General features: G+C 59.8%; 25 protein-coding genes and 4 pseudogenes. 18 read left to right on the forward strand and 11 right to left on the reverse strand.

The features are described 5' to 3' along the window. Positions 1–189: 189 nt before the first annotated feature. On the reverse strand, positions 190–801 hold the full coding sequence (locus tag EI171_RS29475) for a phasin family protein (protein ID WP_161535408.1): 612 nt from the start codon (positions 799–801) through the stop codon (positions 190–192). A 38-nt stretch (positions 802–839) separates the two neighbouring features. Here EI171_RS29475 and EI171_RS29480 point away from each other — a divergent pair, with 38 nt between their 5' ends. Then, positions 840–1,709, forward strand: a complete 870-nt coding sequence (locus tag EI171_RS29480) for an alpha/beta fold hydrolase (RefSeq protein ID WP_246740283.1) — start codon at positions 840–842, stop codon at positions 1,707–1,709. A 394-nt stretch (positions 1,710–2,103) separates the two neighbouring features. Here EI171_RS29480 and EI171_RS29485 read toward each other — a convergent pair. Next, positions 2,104–2,439 (reverse strand): annotated as a pseudogene (locus EI171_RS29485) (DJ-1/PfpI family protein); the annotation flags it as partial. A gap of 364 nt (positions 2,440–2,803) precedes the next feature. Here EI171_RS29485 and EI171_RS29490 point away from each other — a divergent pair. From EI171_RS29490 to EI171_RS29500, 5 genes and pseudogenes are all read left to right on the forward strand, one after another. Next, positions 2,804–3,439 (forward strand): cysteine hydrolase family protein, encoded by a 636-nt coding sequence (locus EI171_RS29490; protein WP_161535409.1) that lies wholly within the window; start codon positions 2,804–2,806, stop codon positions 3,437–3,439. Beyond that, positions 3,436–3,582: a hypothetical protein gene (locus EI171_RS45865; protein ID WP_246740667.1), complete on the forward strand. Its 147-nt coding sequence runs from the start codon at positions 3,436–3,438 to the stop codon at positions 3,580–3,582. Before EI171_RS29490 ends, EI171_RS45865 begins: the two co-directional genes overlap by 4 nt. After that, a pseudogene (locus EI171_RS29495) lies at positions 3,558–3,760 on the forward strand (DUF892 family protein); the annotation flags it as partial. The gene EI171_RS45865 and the pseudogene EI171_RS29495, both read left to right, overlap by 25 nt. A gap of 466 nt (positions 3,761–4,226) precedes the next feature. Continuing rightward, on the forward strand, positions 4,227–4,385 hold the full coding sequence (locus EI171_RS45010) for a hypothetical protein (RefSeq protein ID WP_202633026.1): 159 nt from the start codon (positions 4,227–4,229) through the stop codon (positions 4,383–4,385). 493 nt (positions 4,386–4,878) lie between these two features. Beyond that, positions 4,879–5,988 carry an IS630 family transposase gene (locus EI171_RS29500; RefSeq protein ID WP_161533493.1) on the forward strand — a complete coding sequence of 370 codons (1,110 nt, stop codon included), beginning with the start codon at positions 4,879–4,881 and terminating at the stop codon, positions 5,986–5,988. Positions 5,989–6,207: 219 nt separating this feature from the next. On the opposite strand, the gene EI171_RS29505 is transcribed toward EI171_RS29500, so the two are convergent. Continuing rightward, complete coding sequence (locus EI171_RS29505) at positions 6,208–6,807, reverse strand: helix-turn-helix domain-containing protein (RefSeq protein WP_161535410.1); 600 nt, start codon at positions 6,805–6,807, stop codon at positions 6,208–6,210. Positions 6,808–7,014: 207 nt separating this feature from the next. Between EI171_RS29505 and EI171_RS29510 the strand changes: the two genes are divergently transcribed. From EI171_RS29510 to EI171_RS45870, 5 genes and pseudogenes are all read left to right on the forward strand, one after another. Further along, positions 7,015–7,518 carry a fasciclin domain-containing protein gene (locus EI171_RS29510; RefSeq protein ID WP_011085261.1) on the forward strand — a complete coding sequence of 168 codons (504 nt, stop codon included), beginning with the start codon at positions 7,015–7,017 and terminating at the stop codon, positions 7,516–7,518. A 167-nt stretch (positions 7,519–7,685) separates the two neighbouring features. After that, on the forward strand, positions 7,686–8,150 hold the full coding sequence (locus EI171_RS29515) for a TspO/MBR family protein (RefSeq protein ID WP_161535411.1): 465 nt from the start codon (positions 7,686–7,688) through the stop codon (positions 8,148–8,150). Positions 8,151–8,161: 11 nt separating this feature from the next. Beyond that, positions 8,162–8,671 carry a hypothetical protein gene (locus tag EI171_RS29520; RefSeq protein ID WP_161535412.1) on the forward strand — a complete coding sequence of 170 codons (510 nt, stop codon included), beginning with the start codon at positions 8,162–8,164 and terminating at the stop codon, positions 8,669–8,671. Positions 8,672–8,886: 215 nt separating this feature from the next. Next, a pseudogene (locus tag EI171_RS29525) lies at positions 8,887–9,181 on the forward strand (IS5 family transposase); the annotation flags it as partial. A 49-nt stretch (positions 9,182–9,230) separates the two neighbouring features. Continuing rightward, positions 9,231–9,419 (forward strand): annotated as a pseudogene (locus EI171_RS45870) (BON domain-containing protein); the annotation flags it as partial. 232 nt (positions 9,420–9,651) lie between these two features. Here the strand turns inward: EI171_RS45870 and EI171_RS29530 are convergent. Next, complete coding sequence (locus tag EI171_RS29530; RefSeq protein ID WP_161535413.1) at positions 9,652–10,392, reverse strand: S1C family serine protease; 741 nt, start codon at positions 10,390–10,392, stop codon at positions 9,652–9,654. Positions 10,393–10,609: 217 nt separating this feature from the next. Here EI171_RS29530 and EI171_RS29535 point away from each other — a divergent pair, with 217 nt between their 5' ends. Further along, on the forward strand, positions 10,610–10,825 hold the full coding sequence (locus tag EI171_RS29535; protein ID WP_161535414.1) for a hypothetical protein: 216 nt from the start codon (positions 10,610–10,612) through the stop codon (positions 10,823–10,825). Positions 10,826–11,257: 432 nt separating this feature from the next. Here EI171_RS29535 and EI171_RS45875 read toward each other — a convergent pair whose 3' ends face one another. Further along, positions 11,258–11,725 (reverse strand): CBS domain-containing protein, encoded by a 468-nt coding sequence (locus tag EI171_RS45875; protein ID WP_246740644.1) that lies wholly within the window; start codon positions 11,723–11,725, stop codon positions 11,258–11,260. Between EI171_RS45875 and EI171_RS46810 the strand changes: the two genes are divergently transcribed. Continuing rightward, positions 11,642–11,902, forward strand: a complete 261-nt coding sequence (locus tag EI171_RS46810; RefSeq protein WP_371740560.1) for a hypothetical protein — start codon at positions 11,642–11,644, stop codon at positions 11,900–11,902. The genes EI171_RS45875 and EI171_RS46810 overlap by 84 nt on opposite strands. Here EI171_RS46810 and EI171_RS45880 read toward each other — a convergent pair. After that, positions 11,804–12,004 carry a CBS domain-containing protein gene (locus tag EI171_RS45880; RefSeq protein WP_371740278.1) on the reverse strand — a complete coding sequence of 67 codons (201 nt, stop codon included), beginning with the start codon at positions 12,002–12,004 and terminating at the stop codon, positions 11,804–11,806. The two genes, EI171_RS46810 and EI171_RS45880, sit on opposite strands and share 99 nt — an antisense overlap. 118 nt (positions 12,005–12,122) lie before the next feature. Between EI171_RS45880 and EI171_RS29545 the strand changes: the two genes are divergently transcribed. Continuing rightward, entirely contained in the window at positions 12,123–12,827 is a 705-nt protein-coding gene (locus EI171_RS29545) for a c-type cytochrome (RefSeq protein WP_161535415.1), read from the forward strand. A gap of 152 nt (positions 12,828–12,979) precedes the next feature. Here EI171_RS29545 and EI171_RS29550 read toward each other — a convergent pair whose 3' ends face one another. The 3 genes from EI171_RS29550 to EI171_RS29560 form a co-directional block, all read right to left on the reverse strand. After that, positions 12,980–13,429, reverse strand: coding sequence for a CBS domain-containing protein (locus tag EI171_RS29550; RefSeq protein WP_161535416.1), 450 nt, complete (start codon positions 13,427–13,429; stop codon positions 12,980–12,982). 48 nt (positions 13,430–13,477) lie between these two features. Continuing rightward, complete coding sequence (locus EI171_RS29555; protein ID WP_161535417.1) at positions 13,478–14,299, reverse strand: universal stress protein; 822 nt, start codon at positions 14,297–14,299, stop codon at positions 13,478–13,480. A 141-nt stretch (positions 14,300–14,440) separates the two neighbouring features. Then, on the reverse strand, positions 14,441–14,890 hold the full coding sequence (locus EI171_RS29560; RefSeq protein ID WP_161537100.1) for a host attachment protein: 450 nt from the start codon (positions 14,888–14,890) through the stop codon (positions 14,441–14,443). 143 nt (positions 14,891–15,033) lie between these two features. Here EI171_RS29560 and EI171_RS29565 point away from each other — a divergent pair, with 143 nt between their 5' ends. Further along, positions 15,034–15,702 (forward strand): CBS domain-containing protein, encoded by a 669-nt coding sequence (locus tag EI171_RS29565; RefSeq protein ID WP_246740284.1) that lies wholly within the window; start codon positions 15,034–15,036, stop codon positions 15,700–15,702. Between the two features lie 39 nt (positions 15,703–15,741). Next, on the forward strand, positions 15,742–15,954 hold the full coding sequence (locus tag EI171_RS29570; RefSeq protein WP_161535419.1) for a hypothetical protein: 213 nt from the start codon (positions 15,742–15,744) through the stop codon (positions 15,952–15,954). Positions 15,955–16,287: 333 nt separating this feature from the next. Here EI171_RS29570 and EI171_RS29575 read toward each other — a convergent pair whose 3' ends face one another. After that, positions 16,288–18,327, reverse strand: a complete 2,040-nt coding sequence (locus EI171_RS29575; protein WP_161535420.1) for a protein-L-isoaspartate(D-aspartate) O-methyltransferase — start codon at positions 18,325–18,327, stop codon at positions 16,288–16,290. 137 nt (positions 18,328–18,464) lie between these two features. On the opposite strand from EI171_RS29575, the gene EI171_RS29580 reads away from it, so the two are divergent. After that, positions 18,465–18,686 (forward strand): DUF302 domain-containing protein, encoded by a 222-nt coding sequence (locus tag EI171_RS29580; protein WP_246740285.1) that lies wholly within the window; start codon positions 18,465–18,467, stop codon positions 18,684–18,686. 104 nt (positions 18,687–18,790) lie between these two features. Beyond that, positions 18,791–21,253 carry a phosphoenolpyruvate synthase gene (ppsA, locus tag EI171_RS29585; RefSeq protein ID WP_246740286.1) on the forward strand — a complete coding sequence of 821 codons (2,463 nt, stop codon included), beginning with the start codon at positions 18,791–18,793 and terminating at the stop codon, positions 21,251–21,253. Here ppsA and EI171_RS29590 read toward each other — a convergent pair. Beyond that, positions 21,223–22,563: an agarase gene (locus tag EI171_RS29590; protein WP_161535423.1), complete on the reverse strand. Its 1,341-nt coding sequence runs from the start codon at positions 22,561–22,563 to the stop codon at positions 21,223–21,225. The two genes, ppsA and EI171_RS29590, sit on opposite strands and share 31 nt — an antisense overlap. Positions 22,564–22,575 lie beyond the last annotated feature (12 nt).

Consider the following 22,575-nt stretch of genomic DNA (forward strand, 5'->3'; position numbering starts at 1 on the left):
TCACGCAGAAAGGCGAGCGCCGTTGCGAAAACGCCGAAGGCAAGATGCGGTCTCAGACACGTTCCATCAGCACGGAAAAGCCTGTCCGTCGCCTAAGAAGAAATACGGACGACCCGGCTAACGTCCCTTGTGAGGCTTGCCGTACCGCACGGGCGCGATTTTGAGGTTCAGCCGCGCATTGCGCCCTGCTTATGCCGGCGCTCGCTCGGCAGCCTGCCGCATGCGTTCGATACTCTGGGTTATATGGTTTCCGGCATCGTCAGCCACCTTCAGAGACACGTCCGCCATCCGGCGGCTGGTATCCAAGGCGCTCCTGATCGTGTCGCGCATCAGATCAGTCTGCACGGCAGACAAATCATGAGGAGTTCGGCAGCGCCAGAGTTCATTCATGCGGTCCATCGTCCTTTCGATCTGCTGTCGAACGAAATCGAAGTACTCGCGTGACACGCCATTCATTCCTTTGGCGACTGCGGTCGTAGAGTACATGATTGCTTCGGCGTCGCGGACCCAGCGTTCCGTTGCCCGCTGCGCTTCATTGCCCGTCAAACCGAACGTGCGACCAAGTTGATCAGTCGAGCGGCCCATCATCGCGGTGGCCGTGTCGACGCCGAAGCGCCACGTGTTTTGCAGCATCTCGGCATTTTGTCGCAGCATATAGCTGCTGGCCTGGGCGACCTCCTCGCCGGCCTCAGCGGTAGCTAAGCCGATCCGTCTGGTCTGCTCCGCGGTCCTCTCGGCGGCGCGGCGGATTGTGTCCTCAGGGTTTTGGGTTGACTTTTCCTCCTGGCGTGGATTGGCCATCAGTTGCTCCATCATTGTTGTTGGTGAGGTCGGACCCTATGCCCTCCGTCACAGGTGCGATCCTACGCGAGCAACGTGGACATTGTTCGACCGTTCCGGGGCGAGCGAACTTTAATCATTCCTCCGCCATTGCACGCAGGAACGAGCGCTTCAACTTCCAATTACTTGATGGATTGCCTCATCTGCTCGGCACTGCGGGTCTCGTGTACCGCCTCCTCGATCATCAAGGCTCAGTAGTGACCACCCCCGAAACCGTATTGCTCATCGCCGCCTTGTTATTAGCGCTTCTCATCGTTGGTACCGTCGCCTTCTCCAAACTGGCCAAGCGGAGGAATCCACCAATAGGCAAGATCCTCGAGTGCGACGGCGTAGCAGTCCACTATGTCGACCGGGGTGATCCTGCGGCTCCCTGCATTGTGCTGCTCCATGGCAATGGATCCATGATCCAGGACTTCACCATCAGTGGCCTGGTCGATCTTCTTGCTCGCAGCAATCGCGTGGTGTGCTTCGACCGCCCGGGCTTTGGCTACCGCCAGCGGCCGCGGCTCCGAATATGGACCGCAGCAGCTCAGTCAGCTCTGTTGGTGAAGGCGCTCAATCAACTCGGGATCCGTGATCCTGTGGTGCTTGGCCATTCTTGGGGCGCCTTCGTCGCTATCGCTCTCGGCGTGCGGAAGGATTATCCGATCCGGGGTCTTGTGCTTGCGTCCGGGTGCTACTTTCCGACCGCCCGATTGGACGTGTGGCTGATGTCCGGTCCAGCCATACCGGTCCGGGGCGACTTGGTCAGTTACACTGTCGCGCCAATCATTTCGTGGGCCGTTTTGCCGGGAGCCATCGCTTGCAGACGTTCGCGCAGGACAGCGCCTGACCAGTGCTGGAGATCGCTGCTTCTGAATATGATTTAAACTAAGAAGTCGACGAAATGACCAACCAAGTGAATATCGCTACGGCGAAACTCAGTGAGCTAAAGCTTCAGTCGCCAAATGCTCCCAGTACTCTGCCTCTGCGAGAAGTTTCCAGCTTCTCTCAGGATGAAGCGCGGCAGTCTGCCGGCAAAGGGACGCCATTGCGCGAAAGCGGCGGGCAGCTTCCATTCCAACCTCCCATGTTGTCCCCAACATATTTTTGAATTTTATGATGGAGTCATCATGATTATTGGGAGTAACCAAATTTGTGGTTAGTTGCGCGCCTGCGTGAAATTGGTTTCGCTTTTGGCTTCATATCAATTTCGGATGCTTCGGTACTGGATCGTGTTGCGCGCCGATTGCGCATCGCCGCACAATCGCGCCCTCAAGGGAGGGCGTGACACACGGCCGCGACGATCTTCTTGGCATCGAAGATATCCTTGATGAACTTCAGCGGCTTGGGCTCGCCCCGCAGAAGATCCGGATTGATCTGCCCGCCGGGCAACACGATCGCGTCGTAGTCGGCGGCCGATGCCTCGTCGAGCGTCTTGTCGACCTTCACCGGCGGCCCCCAATCCTTCTTGTCCCAGCCCTTGATCTCGCCTGAGGCGAGCGAGACGACATCGACCGTTGCGCCAGCCTTCTTCAAGCGATCCTGCGGTACTTCCAACTCGGCCTGCTCGAACCCGTTCGTGGCGAGAATGGCGATCCTTTTGCCGGTCAAATCCATGGGTCCAATCCTTCGTTTCGGGGGTTTGTCCAACAATCGATCGTCTCGAACACCGTTCCTGAAGAGTTAGCTCGGTCGAGAATTTGGATCAGACCGCCAAGACGACGTACGCCCTGCGTGCTCATCGACCGCTTCAGGACCGGGCTAAAAAGGCAGGTCGTGTCGTCGGCAAAAACGGCCCCTGCATTCAGATGCGGCGTCCTGGCGGTGGTGCGAGCTGGCGGACAGGTGGCCGCCGGCGATCGAGCGCGCGTCATCCTGCCCGACGGATATCAGAAACGGCTTCCTTCGCTGTAGCTCCGTGGCAAGCTGGAGGAACCAAGCCACTACACCTCCGTTGGAGCTGACTTTAGAGGACAGGTCCATGACGAAGGCTGACGAATTCCGCTACGGCGCTCCCCGGAACGCGGTCCATCTCTGCGTCGACATGCAACGGATGTTTGCGGGAGGTACGGATTGGACGATGCCGTGGTTGCCGCGCGTCCTGCCGAACGTCGTCGCGATCACCTCTGCCCATCCCGAGCGGACAATCTTCACGCGCTTCATCCCGGCGCAAAGCCCAGGCCAGGGCGTCGGCATGTGGCGGCGCTACTACGAACGCTGGAGTTCGATGACCATGGACAAGCTCGGGCCGGAAATGGTCGACCTGGTGCAGGAGCTTGCCTGTTTCGTCCCGCCCGCGCGCACTTTCGACAAGTACGTCTACTCGCCTTGGACGGGGAGCGGGCTTCATGCGCAGCTTCGCGAAGCCGGCGTCGAAACGGTCATCGTCACAGGCGGCGAAACCGACGTCTGCGTCCTCGCGACCGTATTGGGCGCGGTCGATTGGGGCTTCCGCGTGATCCTCGTCGCCGATGCGCTTTGCAGCTCGGCAGACGAGACACATGATTCTATGATGAACATCTACATGAACCGGTTCGGCCAGCAGGTGGAGTGCGTCACGACCGAAACGCTTCTCGCCAACTGGCCCGCCGACGGCCGGGCTAGCCCCGTCTCATGAACCGTTTCTACGTCGTGCAGATCCTAGTGCCGAAGGAGACCGGCTGCGAGCCGGTTTCCAACGAATGGTTCGACAGATTCCTGCAGGAGCTGACCGACAAGTTCGACGGGGCGACCAGAAGCAGGTACTCGACGCGGCCCTGATCGCGGCAGCCCAGGCCGTGAGCCCTACGAAATCACACGGCACTTTGATCGCTGGCCCGGGAAGCTCGGCCGCGACGACTGCGCTTCGGTCCTGCAGCAGAACCTCGACGAGGAGAAGGCGACGGACGAGAAGCTCAACACCTTCGTTCTGCGCAGTGTGAACGAGAAGGCCGCGTAACCCCAACCTACATCGAATGAGGCCGCCGTTCGCTCCGAGCGGGCGGCCTCATTCATTTGCCGCCGAGCCAATGACGGTCTACACACGGCTCCATGAAGCCTCGAACGCGGGTTCCCGCCAGGACTCCCTCGTCCCCGTTGCAGTCGGCGTCTGGAGCGCTTGCGCCAACATCTAAAAGACGTTGTCCCGATGGACCTGACGGCGAGCGAACGCGACTTCCTGAACGGCTTGGCTTCGGAATCCTGTACCAGCCCACAGCTGTTTGACCATGAGCTCGTCGCCGCCTAGTCGAGCTTGGGCTCGTCGAGGCCGAACCACTCGCCTCGGGTGAAGTCGGATACAGGATTACCGCGGCGGCCGCGCTGCCTTGCTGTCTGGGGAAAAGCGCCGTTAGGTCAGCCGGTCTGCATTTTCCGAATCGGACACAAGCCATCATCTGCTCTCGGCTGAATTGCGGAGCACGTAAGTGGGTCGGCTTTCAATTGGTCTTTTGATCGCGACAGGTTTGCTGCTCACTGCTTATTTCGGCCTGTTGGCTTGGCGCATTTCAGACGACAAAGACCTCGACATCACCGGTGGAATTCCGCACGACACATTCGGATGGAAGCCGAGGTCGGCCAACTGATCGGCCGCCCCTTTGCGCTCGCCCTCCGGTTGCGGTTAGTTCGAGGAGAACGATCCCGAGGGCGTGGCTTTCGAATACGACGTGATAGCCCCCGCGAGCTTGATCCATGCAGTGCAAACCAGCGATGGAGAGGGAGCTGTATGGTGGCTACAAGCCAGGCGCCGAGCGGCCCCATCCGTTCACGCCGGCGGGACACCATCCATAAGCGAAACACCCACGTTTTCGCATATAGAGACAAACGCCCTCTTCGTCTCGGCGTCGTTAAAGCAGAATCGTCTCCCTTGGACGTCGCGCTCAATCCACCAGTCGATCTTGTTTGCCCGTGAAACGCGGGATGCCTCGCCGCGCAACTAATCTAATTGCCTTCCGTAGGCCCGAACGATCACACAATTTGTCATTTCTGATCTCAAAATTGCACTGCTTTAACTAGTCATCTGGAACGCAAGTTCGTCACATTAGTTGATAGCTCGAATCTCTACAGAGGAGAGAGCTCGTGGCTAATGCAGGTGAGCGAGGCCGGCCGATCGCGCCGTTGGTGCTTAGTCCGCAGGAGCGGGCGTACTTGGAGAGGCAAGTTCGTCGTCATCGCGTTGCCCGATCGCTATCTGAGCGATGCCGCGCGATCCTGCGATGCGCGGATGGATTGCCAAGCAAGTCTGTGGCTGCCGAACTCGGCCTGCACGAACACACCATTGGCAAGTGGCGTCGCCGATTTTTGAAGGACCGCTGTGATGGCCTGCTTGACGAGGCACGCCCTGGCCGCCCTCGAACCATCAACGACGATCAGGTTGCTGAGGTGATCGAGCGGACGTTGCGGACGACGCCAGCCGATGCCACGCATTGGTCGATCCGCTCGATGGCTGCGGAAACCGGCTTTTCCCACACCACGATCCGCCGAATGTGGGCGGCGTTCGGCTTGCAGCCGCACCGTAGCCAGACATTCAAGCTATCGAGCGATCCGCTGTTCGTCGACAAGGTACGCGACATCGTCGGCCTTTACCTGTCCCCACCGAACCGAGCCCTTGTCCTCAGTGTCGATGAGAAAAGCCAGATCCAGGCCCTGGATCGCGAGCAGCCGGTCCTTCCGATGATGCCGGGCGTACCGGAACGGCGCACGCACAGCTATGTGCGGCATGGTACGACCTCGCTGTTTGCCGCGCTCGATGTCGCCTCGGGATTCGTCATCGGCAAATGTTACAAACGCCACCGGGCAATCGAGTTCTTGAAGTTCCTCAAAGAGATCGACGCTCAAGTCCCTGAAGGGATCGATGTCCATATCGTCATGGACAACTACGCCACTCACAAAACACCCAAGATCAAAGCGTGGCTCGCCCGCCGGCCGCACTATCATGTCCATTTCACGCCGACTTCCGCGTCATGGATCAACCAGGTCGAGCGCTGGTTCGCTGAGCTCACCAGAAAGCAGATCCAGCGAGGTGTTCACACCTCCGTCAGGCAACTCGAGGCCGACATCCGTACCTTCATCGATTTGCACAACAGACACCCGAAGCCCTTCAAATGGACCAAGTCCGCAGACCAGATTTTGGCGTCCGTCAAACGCTTCTGCCACAAAGCCCAGCAGACATTATGTGGCGAACTTTAGATTCAGGTGACTAGGCCGTGTACTCATAAATCAAGATTCACTACCGCGGCTGTGAACGATGTCCGCTATCCGACGTTTTGCGGACTCAATCCGGACATCGCCTCAGGTCAGAAAAGTGCCACCCCGGACGTGCGGAGCAAACTAGCGGATAGTCGTTTCGGATAGCGCAGGCGAGCAGGGGATAGTTCCTGTTCGTCGGGGATTGTCTTGCGATCCCGGTCACGTTGAAGCTGATTTCGGCGTCACGACGATAATGGCCGCGCACGGCAACGACCCTTTAAGGCGGTAAGTGTGCGGATGAGCGCAATCGAAATACATCGAATCGCCTTGGCCCAGCGTGAAGTCCTCTCCCTCCAGGTTCACCACAAGCTCGCCATCCAAAACGTAGATGATCTCCGCGCCCGGATGCTCGTGAGGCTCCGACTGCTCGTCTTCCTTCACAAACTCGACGTAATAGCCGTTGAGCTTGCGGTCGCTGACCGGATAGTCGAGCGACTCGAAGCAGTAAGCGGGCGAAGTCCGTCCGGCCTTCTCCGGAAGACGAATGCGGTCCTCCTTGCGCACGACCGCATGTACCGGCCGGTCGCTGTCCTCTCTAAAAAAGTGATCGAGCCCGACGCCGAACACTAAAGCGATCCGCAACAAGGTCGGTAGCGTCGGAAACAGATGCCCGCGTTCGATTTTCGACAGCATCGCCGGCGAGAGACCGGTGTGCTCGCTTAGCTGGACCAGCCCCAGCTTTTTGCGCAGCCGCAGCCGGCGGATCTTTGAGCCGATGGCGTAGCCCCTAAGGGCCGTGATCAGAGTCTCCGATAGCATGGTTCCGGTCTCATTTCATCCCAGTTCAAAGATGGAACGTGCGTTTTATCCTCACGAAAACTACTTTGCATATCACGCTAATGTGCCCTTGATGAAAATTTGTTTTCCTACCATTCAAGAAGGGCAAGGCAAAACACGTTTCTCCCGTCCCTCGAAACCGGAACGCGGGCCGCCAAGCCGGCCCCCGCAAGTTACAGGAGCTAAAAGATGAGCAGAGTAGGTATTGCGTCGAAGGCCGCGGTCGTCATGGCCGTGGTAGGTTTGGCGATCGGCAGCACTTTCGCGCGCGCCAGCAATCAGGACATTGTCGACACGGCGGTCGGTGCCGGCCAGTTCAAGACGCTGGCGGCGGCGCTCAAGGCGGCCGACCTGGTTGCTACCCTGAAAGGTCCCGGACCGTTCACGGTGTTCGCACCGACGGACGAGGCATTTGCCAAGTTGCCGGCCGGCACGGTGGAGAACCTGCTGAAGCCCGAGAACAAAGCGAAGCTGACGGCCATCCTCACCTACCACGTGGTGCCGGGCGCCGTGAAAGCTGAGCAGGTAACTAAGCTGGACCAGGCCAAGACCGTCAACGGAGCAATGGTGAAGGTCACGACCAAAGGAGGCAAGGTGACGATCAACGATGCTACCGTCGTAAAGGCTGATATCCCGGCCTCGAACGGAATGATTCACGTCATCGACAAGGTCATCCTGCCGCCCCAGAACTGATCGGCCATATCCCTCAACCGATCGACCGCCGGTCCGCCTTGCCCCAAAGCGGACTGGCGCCTTCTCGACAAGGCCCCCCCCAACGAGATGCGATCGCTACTGCTCATCCGAGACAAGAGAACCACTGACATTCTTCTGCCGAACAACAGCGACGAAGATCCATTCGAATGAAAATGCGCGCGGCCGAACTCGGTAGTTTACTTTTGTTTGTTACGCTCGTTCTGGGTGGCGGCCTTATCATCGGTTTCGCGACCGCCCCCGGTGCATGGTATGCGGCGCTAAGCAAGCCGCCTTTCAGTCCGCCTAACTGGATCTTTGCCCCGGTTTGGAGCACGCTTTATATTATCATCGCGATCGCTGGATGGCGTGTTTGGAGAGAGGGCCGCAACAACTTACCGATGAAGCTATGGTGGGGACAACTGGCTCTGAATTTCGTTTGGTCACCCATATTCTTCTCAGGCCATCGCATCGATATCGCCCTTGGCGTAATCGTGCTGCTTCTGATGACGATCGTTGGCTTCATCATGATAACCTGGCGATGGGATAAGATCGCATCTCTGCTGTTCGCGCCTTACGCGGTGTGGGTGGCATTCGCTTCGGTTCTGAACGGCGCAATCTGGCTATTGAACTAACAGGAGGCCGGATGCGCCGCCGCATTGTCATCGTCAGTGACAAGATGCAAAGAGGCTGCCGCTATGTATTGTCTGCGCCGGCCGGGCGCGATTTCGACCCGCAATTCCGGCCCGATTTGACGCCGAAGCAGATGCTGGAACTCGGCGTGTTCTGCGGCAAATACCTCACCGATTGTCGTGACGAGTTTCCCGCGAGTTGGTTCGCGCGGGCGAAGCTCTCGCCTTTTGGCCGCGACTGCCTTTGCAACTATTTCGGCGTGGACGCCAGCCAAAGCTTGTCGGAATGGCGGAGAAAGGGCTGGATGCATCCGAACGATCCGCGCGGCTGGTTCCAGTGGTATTGTCGATACTACCTAGGCCGGCGCTTGCCTGAGGAGGACACGCGACAGATCGGGCGCTGGAAGGCCATGAGGCGACACGTGTCACAGATCAGGAAGCATTGCGAACCGTGCGACCCGACTTGCCGGCCGCGCCAGCGCCAGGCGTTGTTACATTGGGCCTACGACAGCCGGAGAATTTAGACGTCGCGTCGTCATTACCGCCCCGCACAGCGCGACACCTCATCCTATGACGCGGTGATTGCCGCGAGTTGTTGCTCGACGTCAGTTAAGGGTCATTCGCGTCGCTTTTGTGCATCAGCAGCATGTCCGCTATCCGGCTCATCTCGGACTTACAATTCCTCGTTGCGAACACCGAGATAGACGTGATTCAAGCTCTCAAACCGGGGCCTCGAATCATGAGATACGAACTCACGGACTTGAGTGGGCCGCCATCAGGCCGTTCCTTCCTAACAAGCCGCGCGGCGTACCGAGGGTCAATGACCGACGTGTCCTAAACGGCATCTTCTGGATATTGCGGTCAGGCGCACCATGGCGCGATCTGCCGGAGAGCTTTGGGCCTTACACGACCTGCTACAATCGGTTCGTCCGTTGGCGAATGGCTGGCATCTGGGACCTGATCATGGAAGCCCTCGCCGATCTCATGATGGCTCCGTCCAGATGATCGACACTTCCATTGTTCGCGTCCGCCAGAGATCACGGTACAGAGTCGCATTTTCCAGTGCGATTGCAGCCTGGGAGGCGGCGGGCCGCGATCATCGCGGCCGAAAACACTAGCGGCGTCAAGGAAGTCCATGACCACCTTTGCTTGGTCGATTCATACTCCGGCTATTATGTGGAATCGCCAGAAGACTTGAAGGCCGCGGGCCGAACGCCGGCGACTTGGGAGCGATCATGCTTGGATGGATCGTCCGGATTCTCTTTGCGATAGCAGCGCCGATCACGGCGCTGTTCGTGTCGCGAGACGCGTTGAACTTCGGCCTCATTCAAACCGTTGTAACGATGCTTCTCGTCACAGCTATTGTCGGCTTGGTCGCCGCCTACTCCGGGCGTGACCGAGGCACCCCCCACTAAGCAGATAGTCCCGAGGGCTGGCAAAGCCGGGCGAATTTTCGGGCGCTCGCGGTTTCGCTATTGATGCGCTGATCCCTCGCAGGGGGATCCTACTGGGCAGCTACAAAAAGCTTCCTGACCGCGTCTGCTGGCACTGCAAAAGCAAAGCCACTCCTTCGCGCAATGACGACGCCGACTAGCTTGCCTTTCAGATTCACCAGCGCCCCGCCCGAACTCCCTTGGCTGATGAGGACATCCGATTGGATCAGATCGCTGTTCGCAATGCCCGGGCAGGAACGATGCAAAGCTGACACGATGCCAAATGTCACGCTTTGCCCCCAATCTTGTGGATTTCCAATCGTCATCACCGGCTCCCCCACGTCGGGCGTACCTAGGTTCGCCAGAGTCAATGCTTGAAGGTTGCCGGGTTCAACACGGAGTAGCGCAACGTCATCTCGCTCGGATCTTACCAGCACGACGGCATCAAGTACTCGCCCATCCTGGGGGAGTGCCTTTACGACGGTCGCGCTTGCAACCAAGAGATTTGCAGTGACGATCAAGCCTGCCAGGGCGTCTACGACGACGCCCGCTCCCTGCCACTCTCGAAGCGTAGGAGGGTCTGGAAAGCCGGCTTCGGGATCGAATACTCGCGGCTCTGATGGCACGCCCCAGCCTCGTATTCCAACCACAGCAGGCGAGATGCGCTTCACAAGAGCGGCAAATTCCGTCGTCGGGAACACCTCTCCTGGATCTCTATAGTCCTTGGCCCAACAGCCGGTGACACCGAAGACCAGCGCCAGACTGCATACGACGACGCCGATCCAATTTCGGCGCAAGATATTGCGTAGCATGGCCACCTCTCAGGCGATCCAAGTGAAGTTGCCTAACCAGCCTAACGACTTGGAGCAGGCGCGATTTGAGGATTCGCAAACTCTCCCTCGCCCTTCTCGCGCGCGAAACCAGGCCTACGGATACCTACTTAGGTGACGCTCCCGAATTTAGGTCCGTCGCCTGATGCGGTAGGAAGGGCTTTCCTACACGGCGTTCGGCTTGCCAATGGAGCCCGCAATGAATCACTCGATTTACACCGCGGATAGGGCAACCCACCTGAAGGTGGTGGTCTCTGTGCTGCTCGTCAGCGTTGCAATCATGGCGGCAACACCGACCGTCTGGCTGACTCATCCAGCAACAAGTGTGCAGGTTACGGCGGCGCATACCGTCTACAAGCCCCATCGAAGCCAAGCCCTCACCAAAATGGCGCAAATCGAGAAGGACCCGATCTAGATCGATTGATGGAGGGCATCAAGATGAGCAACGAACTAATCAAGGTCGTGACGCTATTTACCCTCTATGCGGCATTCGAAGTCACGCTCTATTCCTCATCCATCGGGAGACTGATGTCTCGCGCTGTCCGCTCGCCGATACGAAGGGCCAGCCGCAGGTTTGTCGGGCGAACCCTAAGCGAACAGGGCGCTCGGTCGGCCGAATAGCATCAGCGCTTAGCTTAGCCCTTGCGTCAGCAGGATTGGAGCACCATCGGTCCTCACCGGCGCTAGGCGACTGGTACCATAGGGGTAAGGTAACTCCCGACTGGAGTGTCAGAGCAGAAGCGGTTGGCCGTCATCGAACAATACGTTGGAAATCAACGGACGATTATCAAACGAAACCGCGAGCTCAACTGACGCCGCCCGCTCTCATAAGCGCTACAGTGGTTCGTCATCGAGCGTGGACGGCTCCATCTGAAGCGAAACGAAATCGCCTCCACCGTAATCGTCCTCCGGGTCCGGATGGGGGGGACTGGACACAGAGGCGGTCGTCTACTCGACGAACACCAGGAACGTTCTCGCAAGCTACGATAACAGCGCGGTGTGCGCTCTCGCCCCTGATAACACCACGTAGCGAGATCGCGCCGTCCTTTACCCTGACGTTCAGGCCGATCGGCTGCAACGGTGTTTTTGCCAGCGCGGCGAGAACCGCCCGACGGAGCTGATTGTCGCTCCCGGAATAGCCCGAATCGCATGTGAGTGGTCCAGCAACAGCGGGCAGGAAGTCGGAACGTGTGATGATTCCGACGATACGATCATCGCGCATGACCGGAACGTGATTCAGGTGCCGACGCTCCATCACGTCCGCCACCTCATCGAGAGGTGCCTGCTCGTTGGTGGTCACAGGCTGACGGGTCATCACCTGCTCGACCTTGCGACCGTGTTCCTTCACGAACTCGCTGGCGACTCGCTCAGCCCCGAGCAGGAGCGAAAGCAATCAATTACGCTCATGCTCGGTTCCGATCTCGCTCCGCCTGAGAAAATCGCTCTCGCATATAATGCCGACGAGATCATCGGCCGAATCCACGACAGGTAGCCCGCTGATATGATGCGCAAGCATCACTTTAATCGCGTCCGTGATCGGAGCCTCGGGCCGTATCGACACCACCTGCCGTGACATTATCTGATGCGCGCGCATGCCTTCACTCCGGAACGGGCCAAGAGGTATTTGCTGCGTCAATTAGCGTCTTGATCGAGATCAACGCCGGGACGGGCGGAGATGGCAACTTGACGACCAATACCGGAAGTCTTCGGTCATGCGCCTGAAAACGCTTCTGTCGATCGCGATTCTTGTAACGCTGTCGGCGTCCAGCGCCGGGACGCCGGTCGACCCGTCTGCAACACTGTCCGATCTTATGACCAGACTTCAGCTTCAGCACGCAAAGCTATGGTTTGCGGGCAAGCTGAGGAATTGGGGCCTGGCCGAATACGAGCTTCAACAAATCGGCGCCAATCTTGAAGCCACGGGCAAGTTGCAGACTGACCCGTCGCAAGCTAATCGCGCCAAGCGACAACTTGATACCGTACGCCAGGCAATCCATTCGAGGGACTTACCCGGGTTCATTACGTCGTATGCGGACATGACAAACGAATGCAACACCTGCCACCGGAGTAGCGGGTATGCCTCGATCGCGATCCAGATTCCGCTCACCTTGCCGGTGCCCAACCAATTGTTCGTCGACCAGGTGACTGAGGGGCGATCCCTAGCCCATTCATCTTGCGGGACGTGCCATGTCGTCGCCGACGGAAGGGAAGCGCCTGCACTCCGCCCATCGCCACCTGGCTTCTTGGAGATAGTCAACCGGCCGTCGTTCTCCGCTGCCGAACTCCGACGATTTTTGGCATCGAGCCATCGTCGTCTTGGACCAGATCAGTCAATGCCAAATCCGAGGCTCTCGGAATACCAGATTGAGGCCATCGTGGCCTACCTCGAGACGTTGAGAGCGGGCCAATCTCGCTGAGACGAGCCTACCGGGCAGGCGGTCACCGCCGCGCTTTTGATTTATAAGATCTGCGCTGAACCAGGAGCAGTGACAAGGAGCGTCGCTAAGAGTCCATCTTGGGCAAAACGGGCCCTTCGCCGAGCTCGACTTCGCGCCCGTTCTAAATGTCCCTATTTTCTCAGGCGCGGCTCGAGCGCCAGGAGCATCTCCGTGCGCCCCACTATACCCGCAAGCTTTCTGTCCCGGAGGACTAGCACCTGGGAGATCTGATAAATGTCCATCTGCTTGACGACCTCCTCGATTGTGGCGCTTTCATCGACGCAGACGGGATGTCGGCTCATGACGGCATCCACGCGCAAGCCACTGGTTCTCTCACGAGCGAGCTGCCCGTCGTCTTTAACTAGCAGCCACTCGAGCCAAAACCCTTCGGGATAGTCTACGCCTAATTCGCGCCTGTGAAGAAAATCACCTTCCGAAATGATGCCGACCAGCACCCCTTCACCGTCAACGACCGGGAGGCCGCGCTGATTGGTCTCGAGCAGCAGATGGATGGCATCGAGCAGCGAAGCACTCGGCTTCACCGTTGCAAACCAGGTTCGCATGATATCTGCTGCCTTCATTGCTGCTTCCATCGAACCCGCCCTGCCAGCAATGCGCTCTGCTCTGCGCTAGTGCGACATCAGCACGCACACTTTGGCCTCCTGCAGGAGGCTGCGTGTCATACCGCCGAAGATCCATTCTCCCAACCGGCTATGTCCATAACCGCCAGTGACGATGAGGTCCGCGCCGAGCTCGGACGCCAGCCGAATAAGGTAGCCTCCGTCCGGCTCCGACGTATGGACACGTATCTCGTGCTGGCACTGCACCCCATGCCGCTGAAGATAGCCGGCCACGTCGCGAACCCGCTTGCGAGCCGCATCCTGTTCGCTCGACGCGCAGATTTCCGCGATTGTGACCTGCGACGCCCTGGTCAGAAACGGCATCGCATCGCGAACGGCGAGGCGCGCCTCCCTTGTGTCCTTCCAACCGACCACGATGCGGTCGCCGGACAACTCCGTCACGCGCTCCGGCACAGATAGCGTGGGGCGCCCCATCCGCAGCATGGCTCCGGCCGGATCGAGGAAGTGGGAGTGGCTGGCCGCCTGCGACCTGCGCTTGACGATCACAAGGTCTGCCGCGCGGGCCTGCTCGACCAGAAAGTCGGTCGGATCATCGAGGGCCCAGCGCCATTCGACCGTCTCGCTTGGCAGGCCGACCACCCTCTTGAACCAAGCCTCTTTCGCCGAAAGCGTTGCCTTTATGCGCTTGATGTCTTCCTCGGTGGTCTGCTCGATGATGACACCTTCGGCGACAAAGGGAGGCTCCACCGCCACCGCAGAAACCCCCAGGATGGCCGCCCCGAACGTTCTCGCGACGCCTTCCGCAACGGCAACTTGCCCTGCTTCCTGCTGCTCGGAATCGACGTAGACCATGACGCTTGCGACAGACATGATGACACTCCGAAAACGTGTGCGATGGCCCTTTATCGCCTTGCGATCAGCGAGACGCTTGACCGAAGTCAAACAAGCCGGCTTTGCCTACCGATGTGACAGGTGACGGGGACTGGCGGTTCCCTGCGGGCACACCTCTCCTTAATCCGTGTCCCGCAGATGCTTTTCGATTTCGCCTACGGGGTGCCTGGTGAGGTCCTTGTCGAGTTCACCGACGATCCGACGCCTCACGTCGGCATGAAAGGCCGAGCGAAGCTCCGCCAGCGTGCAGGGTGGCGCGACGACAATGAGGGAGGTCTCATGCTCGCCGCGGAGGAGACGCTCTGCCGCAGCCGCGACCTGCCTCGCAAAGCGCTTCTCCTCGAGTTCATGCCAATCGGTCATTTCCACCGCACTGCGCTGCGCCGAATGCGAGCCTTTGCTTATCCGACCGGGGCGATCGCTACCTTGGGAATGGGCGGGCGGATTCTCTTTCTCGAACACCGCCTCCGTCTTCAGATTGGGGAACTTCTCGTTGCCCTCGTTGCGAAGGAACAGCGCCTTCCGTCCGTCGCCGACGAACACGATTGCGCGATATGGTATCCTGATCATTTTCGGCCTCCTCGCTGCATGCGTCCAATTCCTATTCCCCAGCAGACTGCGCTGCTTGATCCCGATCAAACCGGGCACCCCACGATCAGGCAGGATGACCCGAGATCGGGATACGGAGGTTTGTCATGTATGCACGAGACGTGATGGTGTCGCCGGTGTTTACGGTCGGACCAAACGCAACCGTCCGCGAGGTCGCGCAGATCCTGTTGGAGCGCCGGATCAGTGCTGTGCCGGTCGTCGATGCCGACAACAAGGTGGTCGGGATAGTTAGCGAAGGCGATCTGCTGCACAGAGCCGAGAGCGGGACCGAACGCTCCCCCGCCTGGTGGTTGCGCCTGTTCACCGGCGATGCCCAGCTCGCGACTGACTACGTCAAGTCGCACTCAATCAAGGTTCAGGACGTCATGACACAGGAGGTCACGACCGCTGCACCCGAGACGCCCCTGCATGAGATCGCAATGCTTCTCGAAGAGCGCCAGATCAAACGCGTTCCTATCGTCGACAAGGAAGGTCAGCTCGTCGGGATCGTCAGCCGGGCCAACCTGCTCCAGGCCATCGCGAGCGCCAGACCAGAGCTCGAGATTTCGCTTCCCGATTCAGTCATCAGGAAGAACTTCTTCGAGGAGCTCAGGAAGCAGCCCTGGGCTCATACGTTCAATGTGAACGCGACCGTGCAGAATGGCGTGGTCGACATCTGGGGTTTCGCGCCATCGCTAGCCGAACGCACGGCCATTCGCGTTGCCGCCGAGGCGATACCCGGCGTCGTAACCGTGAATGATCACCTGCTGGAAACTCCAGTCTTTGTCTATTGACCCGCATACCGGCACGCCGGCAGAACGAACCAGGTATCCATGGCCCGCTTTACCGTCCGCTTCTTCAAGGATGTCATCGGCGACCGAGGGAAATCGTGCGAAATCTGCCAGCACGTCGTTGACGTCGATGCACGTGATGCGACCGAGGCGGTCTCACTGGCTCAACAGCAATTCAACGAGTTCCGGGGGATTAGAGACTGGTCGCTGTACGCTGATCGTATCGACGTGCAGCCGGCCGATTTCCCCTCGTGACGTAGTGGCACTCCCGCACTAGGCACGCGCTATACTGAAGCGTAAAGTATCATACAGCACACAGGCTAGGAGCGCTTACTCCGGTGATGCAGTCTGAGTGCCTCTCTCACCTCATCGTCCTCAAGGGCATCCTCGATCGCCCGATCGGCCTGCTTCGTCTCCAGGACTCCCGCGCCTCGGTTCGGGGCAGGCACCTCCGGCTCATGCTTCGCTAAGCGCTCCTGCGCCCTCTGATCATTCTTGCTCATTCACTTTCACTTTCTCTCGTCGAACTGCTCCACGGGCCGAAACGACCCCGCCGGCTCGATCGCCCTCTGACTGCTCATAACGAGATCACACCCCGAACGGATAAGTGTCGGGAAGCCCGGCGATCTCGGCCGTATCCAGCGGAGTTACCGCCCGGGTGTCGTCAAACCAGATGTACTCATCGAACTGCTGCGGCAAACTGGCTTGGAAGTAGTGGCTCGCAAGTTCGGTATCGGGCCTGTAGATCACGCCGATGGCCCGCTCGAGCCGTTCCTTGCCAAGACCCTTTGGACCGCAGAGATCACCGCGGCCGCGCAGGCCGAGCATGAAGCGCGGAAGGCCCGTTGCGTGACACAGCTGTTCATAGCTGTTGGGAAGCGACGGGCAGACGGTCTTGACCTCCATCGGGCCGCCCCAATCGGACGCCGCGGCAACCGTGCCGCTGTGGGTGCCGAAGCCAACCAGATACGCCTGTTCGCCAAACTCCTTGCGGCAGAGCTGGCCGATATTGTGCTCGCCGCGGTCGGCCATCTCGGTCGCCGACGCGTTGCCAACATGCGAGTTATGCGCCCAGACCACCGCCTTGCTGCCCGGCCCGTGGAACGCCAGCAGGTTCTTGAGGGTGTCGAACATATGACTGTCGCGCAGGTTCCATGACGCGCGCGAGCCGTAATACATGATCCGGTAATAGCGCTCGGCGTTGGCCACCAGACGCGCATTTTGCTCGGCATCGAGAAACCGCTCGCCATCGTGCTCGGCATAGGCCCGGCGCTTTGCCAGGAGATCGGTGAGCGCGTGCGCAACGTCGGATTCGCAAGTCGGATAGGATCGGGTCAGTGCCGCATGGCCGTAAGTGGCGGGATCGCGCTGCCACGGCGTCAGGCAACCATAGCGCTCGCGGGCTACACGCGCCGAGGCGGGATCGACTTCGTCGAGATAGTTCAGGACCGACCGAATTGAATCGTAGAGGCTGTAGAGATCGAGACCGTGGAACGCGACCCGTTTAGTCTTGTCCACCGTGCCGTTGTGCTTGCGCAACCAGCTGACGAAATCGCGCACCTCGGTGTTTCGCCACATCCAGGTCGGAAACCGCGCAAACGCGGTCCACTCCGACGGCGGATACTGGAAATGCCGCACGTAGTGATCGACCCGGGCGGCATCCGGCCAGTCTGCCTCGATCGCCACGAAGCGAAAACCCTTCCTGACGATCAGATCGCGGGTGATGCGTTCGCGCATCCGGTAGAACTCGGAGGTGCCGTGAGTCGCCTCGCCGAGCAGCACGATGCGCGCCGACCCGATACGTTCCATCAGCGGGCTGAGATCGGCCGCCTCGATGGATGGAAACGATTCGACGGCATCGGCGAGATTGCGGACTAGCGCTTCCTCGTCCGGAGCGACCGGCCGCAGCGCCCGGCGCACGGGCGCGCCGGTCTCGCGTTCTGCACTCGCCCATCCTTCCTCTCCGATTAATGGAACGAAACGGACGTCGGCAATATCTTCGCTGCGATATTCGTCCTTTGAAACGCGAACGACCCGTACCAATTCCTGGGTACGCTGATCGGCGCCGACTGGAATGACCAGCCTGCCGCCGATCTTCAACTGCTCCTTGAGCGCCTCTGGAACCTGCGGACCGCCGGCGGCTACGACGATAGCATCGTAAGGCGCATGTTCGGGCCAGCCCTTGGTGCCGTCACCATGGAGGACATGGACGTTATCGTAACCGAGTTCGGTAAGTCTGGCAGCCGCCGTTTCCGCGAGCGGACCGAGGCGTTCGACCGTGTAGACATTGGCCGCGATCTCCGACAGCACCGCGGCGGCGTAACCGGAACCGGCGCCTATCTCGAGCACCTTCTCGCCGCCCTCGAGCATCAGCGCCTCCGCCATGAAAGCGACGATGTAGGGCTGGGAGATGGTCTGCTCCCCGGCGATCGGGAGCGGCGAATCTTCGTAGGCAAATTCACGCAGATTCGGTGGCAGGAACAACTCGCGCGGCACCTTGCCCATTGCCTTGAGCACGAGTTCGTCACGCACACCGCGCGCGGAGATATTGTGCTTGACCATCTCTGCCCGGAGTGCGGGAAACGAATTCACCTCATCAGAGCGATCTGGATTCAGCGCTAACGCCATGATGGCCCGCTCCTGGAGCTCAGCGTAAACCTTAAATAAAAGCTAGGACCATTGCGCCTCCATCGATTTGATCGACATCAAACCGGGAAATGACGAGCGCGTCAGGATTGATCCATTGGAGACAAATGGAGACGGCCATGGATCTCCGAAACTATCGTATCCTTGGGGCATGCAATCCACGGCTTGCCTACGAAGCACTCCAGCTTGAGGACAAGGTCGGCACCATGCTCCCCGGCAAAGTCGTCGTTCAGGAGATCGCTCACGATCTCACCGAAATCGCTGCCATTGTTCCTGTCGCATCGATGCAGGCAATTGAAAATCCCGACCTCAAGGCATCGGCTGAGCGATCCAGACCTTGACCTTGCTCCGGAACATGATCGACGACTTGCAGGGAGCCGCGTAAGTCCATCGAAACGTTGACCTGCCTCAAGGCCGGGCAGGCCCGGCGTGGTCTGCTGTGCGCATGTCCGGATATATCAGATCCTTCCTCGAAATCGGATTGGGCGACGTCGGGCTGGTCGGCGGCAAGACCGCTTCGCTCGGCGAATTGTATTCGGCTCTCGCGTCCCGAGGCATAGCCGTCCCCAATGGCTTCGCCATCACGGCAGACGCCTATCGCGAAGCGCTATTGCGGGGCGGTGTGGCGGACGAGCTTCACCGGCTTCTCGATGGGATCGACAAGAGCAAGATCAAGCAGCTCGCGAGCAAGGCCGCCAAGGCCCGCGAGATCATATACAGGGCGATGGACACGCCGCTGCTACGCGAACAGGTCGTGGAAGCCTATCGGCAGCTTGAACGCGAGGCCGGGATCGGCGTCGCCGTCGCCGTACGAAGCTCCGCGACGGCGGAGGATCTGCCGACGGCGAGCTTTGCGGGCCAGCACGAAAGCTTTCTCAATGTGCGCGGGCCCAAAGACTTGTTCGAAGCTTGCCGGCGGTGCTTTGCTTCCATTTTCACCGACCGCGCGATCTCCTATCGCATCGACAACGGCTTCGATCATTTCAAGGTCGCGCTCTCCGTCGCCGTGATGAGAATGGTCCGTTCCGATCTGGCGGCCAGCGGCGTCGTTTTCACGCTCGATACCGAATCCGGCTTTCGTGACGTGGTCTTTGTCACCGGTTGTTACGGTCTCGGCGAGACCATCGTGCAGGGCCAGGTCGATCCGGACGAATTCTACGTTCACAAGCCGACGCTGAGCCAGGGCTTTCGCATGGTGCTGCGGCGCCGGCTCGGAGCCAAGCAGATCCGCATGATCTACGGCAAGCGTGGGGGCAGCCATGCGACGCTCACCCGCAAGGTCCCGGAAGCCGAACGCCAGAAATACTGCATCTCCGACCCGGAGGTGCTGAGCCTTGCCGAGATCGCAGTCCGGATCGAAGCCCATTACTCCAAACACGCCGGCGCTGCGATGCCCATGGATATCGAATGGGCCAAGGACGGCGCCGACGGAAAACTCTATATCATTCAGGCTCGGCCCGAGACCGTCGCTTCGCAGCGTTCGGCGGACGTCTACGAGACCTACAATCTCAAAGGACAGGGCTCGGTCATCGTCAACGGCCGCGCGGTCGGAGAGAAGATCGCTTCAGGACGTACGCGCCGCGTCGTGTCCGCGCGCGATCTCGCAGCCTTCAGGCCGGGTGAAATCCTGGTGGCGCCGGCCACCAGTCCTGATTGGGAACCGATCATGAAGATCGCGGCCGGCATCATCACCGATAAGGGCGGTCGCACCTGCCATGCGGCCATCGTGGCGCGAGAGCTGGGCATCCCCGCCGTGGTGGGCGCCACACACGCGACTGAGAAGATCAAGAGCGGAACCGACGTTACGATCTGCTGTGCGGAGGGCGATATCGGCAGCGTCTATCAAGGGGCGGTTGCCTTCGACATTACCAAGACGCCAGTGAGCGAACTCCGGCAGCCGCGCACAGCCATCATGGTCAATGTCGGAACCCCGGAAATGGCATTCCGCACCGCCATGCAGCCGCAGGCCGGTGTTGGCCTCGCCCGCATGGAGTTCATCATCAGCGAACATATCGGCGTTCACCCGATGGCGCTGCTCAAGCCGGACAAAATCAAGTCTACCAAGGCGCGGGCCGCAATCGCACGCCTGACGAAGGGCTTCAAAAGCCCGGCCGACTTCTTTATTCAACGATTGGCGGAAGGCGTCGGCACCATCGCCGCGGCATTCTATCCGAAGCCTGTGATCGTACGGCTTTCCGATTTCAAGACCAACGAATATGCCAGCCTGATTGGCGGAGAAGGCTTCGAGCCCAGGGAAGAGAATCCGATGCTGGGATTCCGGGGCGCCTCCCGCTACAGTCATCCCGCCTACACTGAAGGGTTTGCTTTGGAGTGTGCCGCGCTCCGCCTGGTGCGAAAGGAGATGGGTCTCTCCAATCTGCGCGTCATGGTGCCGTTCTGCCGAACCGTCGAGGAAGGCCGGCGGGTGATCGCGACGATGGCTGCTAATGGACTGAGGCGCGGCGAAGACGATCTCGAAATTTACGTCATGTGCGAGATCCCGAATAACGTCATCCAGATCGACGCCTTTTCTCAGTTATTCGACGGCTTTTCGATTGGTTCCAACGATCTTACCCAGCTCACGCTGGGGGTCGACCGGGATTCCGATATCGTAGCCTTCGACTTCGACGAACGCGACCCGGGAATGCTGGAGATGTTTCGGCAGGCGGTGGTCGGCGCAAAGCGCAACGGTCGCCATATCGGCATCTGCGGCGAAGCGCCCGCGAACTATCCGGAGATCGCGCGATATTTGACGGGACTTGGCATCGATTCGATCAGCGTCAATCCCTCGAGCGTGTTTCGCACCATGGCCGTGGTGTCCGACGCCGAAGCCAATCAGCCAAAATCCGAGACGCGGGACTCCCCTCGCTGCAACGATCAGATCACAGCCGGGACGGCAGCGGCATGAATGCGTTCTGCCGCGGCGTTGACCCTGGTCATCGTCTTCGTCAGCTCGTCATAGACCCGGTCGTCAATGGTCACCGTGCCGAAATTCGAATCTTCACCGTCAAAACGCCCCTGCGCCGGCTGATCGGCATGCTCGAACCAGTGATAGCCGACTACATTCGGCTTGCTGAGGGCCGCCGCAACGTAGCCCTCGAAAGCCCGGGCGCGGTCGAGCTGAGTAGCCAGCCGTGGCCCCGCCCCTCTGGTATTCGGCAAGCCTGCGTCGTCGCCTCGGAATGAGAATTCGGAGATCAGGCATGGCTTGCCGGTGGCAGCATAAGCGTCGATGACCGGACCGGGGTCGAACTCGTAGCAATTGAAGGAGATCACATCGAGATGGCGGCCGGCCGCGGCAATTACGCCTGCCAGTGGCTGATAGCCGAACCGGGATCCGAGCACGAGATGATTGGGATCGGCCGTCTTGATTGCCGAGACGCACTGTTCGAAATACCTGTCAGCCACGACGGCCACGAAGGCATCGCAATCTGCTGAGAACGCCTCGCGAGCGGGATCTGCCAGGTTGGCCTTGGTCTCGAGCGCGTCGTTCAAGATGCCAGGCCGAAGCCTGACGAACGGCGCCACGACGTTCTCGATCCTGCCGAGTTCCTCCCAAGATCGCGCCCGTGTGCGCCATACCGCATTGAATTGAGCAAAATCCCGATAGTGCGCCTGCAGACCCGAGATAGCGGCGACCCTGCCTGGACGATGAGACGGCAGGTTCAGAAACAGCGTCAGAAGCTCGTCGGCACCGCGCCAGTCGGGTGACCAGTACAGTTCGTTGTCGAGGAAAGTACCGAGCAAGCCGGGATCATTGCTCCGATGCCTGCAACGTTGATCGGCACTTGCGCGGATATGCGCCGAGAATTCGGGATCGAAGACGTCCGGAAAGACTTGCTCACGCCGGTGCAAGCGGAAGGACGCGCCGAGCTCAGCGGTCGGCGCCGTCGCCAGCAATTGCGATCCCGCACTGGCGACGAGTTCGTCCGACCAGCAGCCAACCGTGTTGAACTTCCAGCTCGCCAGCCGGTCAGACACAACGGTGCGCCAGATCTGCAGGCTGCCGTACTTAGTCCGGCAAGCCTCGGCGTAGGGCACGCGTTCGGTTCCCCCGATCCGATCCTGATCGAAACGGACCGTATCGACCCCCTTCGAGAGAAATCTACCACCATCGGGATCGACGAGCCAGAATACGCCATCGCGCTCGGCAACGCGGAAGTAGCCGCTTCCTCTGAGGCCGTCGTCGACGAGCCCTCCCCATTTCGTTCTTCGCAAGCGCGGACCCCG

This window comes from Bradyrhizobium sp. LCT2 (assembly GCF_009931255.1).
Lineage (GTDB): Bacteria > Pseudomonadota > Alphaproteobacteria > Rhizobiales > Xanthobacteraceae > Bradyrhizobium > Bradyrhizobium diazoefficiens.